At 30.8% G+C, this 494-nt stretch carries 1 pseudogene; it reads right to left on the reverse strand.

The annotated features are described in order from the left end of the window. Positions 1-380: 380 nt before the first annotated feature. Positions 381-494 (reverse strand): annotated as a pseudogene (locus tag KVT34_RS29810) (GNAT family N-acetyltransferase); the annotation flags it as partial.

The raw sequence follows: 494 nt of genomic DNA on the forward strand, positions 1-494 counted from the left end.
TCCTGGAATTCCAAAACCGTTTAACATATTAAATCTCTTTTTTCAGCTTGGATTTACTGTGAAAATAACTATTTGAATGATTAACAATAACTCCACGCCATGTAGACCTCTAATACATTATAACGATTTTTCATTATATTCTAAATATATGAATTGAATTTTGTTTTTGAAAATCATTAAATAAATTAAGTCCCTACTGCTAATAACGATAATTATGTAAGGAAGCTGTCCATATGGATAGCTTCCTTTATTTTTTACTTAGCGTGTTTTTTCATCTCTTCTTATTAATCTAGGCAGTGTAATATTTATAACAATAATATGTAGTAGGTACTCTTAGGTTGATGGCGATGTGGTGGTGACCCTAATACGGTACAACTTTTTTATAAGTGGTTGTAAGGTTCTACGTTTTTGGCCATTCTGTACATCGATAACGTTGGTTTATTTATTTCACCTGTAATTTGATAGCCTCTCCTCTGATACAATTTAATGGCAAG

The sequence above is a fragment of the Paenibacillus sp. GbtcB18 genome (assembly GCF_019091125.1).
Lineage (GTDB): Bacteria > Bacillota > Bacilli > Paenibacillales > NBRC-103111 > Paenibacillus_F > Paenibacillus_F chitinolyticus.